This window comes from Algoriphagus aestuariicola, from assembly GCF_017254835.1.
GTDB lineage: Bacteria > Bacteroidota > Bacteroidia > Cytophagales > Cyclobacteriaceae > Algoriphagus > Algoriphagus aestuariicola.
This window is the reverse complement of record NZ_JAFKCW010000067.1, coordinates 1-287: the sequence shown is the minus strand read 5'-3', so window position 1 is coordinate 287 and position 287 is coordinate 1. Positions and strand designations below refer to the sequence as shown.

The window sequence follows — 287 nt, the reverse complement described above, 5'->3', positions numbered from 1 at the left end:
CTTCTCTTCGCCAGTCTGCCAGTGGATCTGGCGCAGCAGCGTCAGGCCGGCATTGCGCTCTTCGACCACCAACCAATCACGGAACAGGCTGAAGCCCTCCAGCATCACGTCGGCACGCGGGGCGATCAGCGTCTGCCACTGCGCTTCGTCCGCCTGCTCGCTCTGGTACAGGCCGAAGTTCTTGCCGTCCTTGTTGGAGCGGATATAGAAATGCTGGTGATAGTGATCGATGGCGTACTCGTGATCCTTGCGCCGCGGCACGAACAGCTGCGGCTTGGCATCCGCCC

Annotated in this window: 1 pseudogene; it reads right to left on the bottom strand. The window is 62.0% G+C overall.

Features of this window, described 5'->3' with window-relative positions:
• Positions 1–287 (bottom strand): annotated as a pseudogene (locus J0A67_RS23690) (oligopeptidase B); the annotation flags it as partial.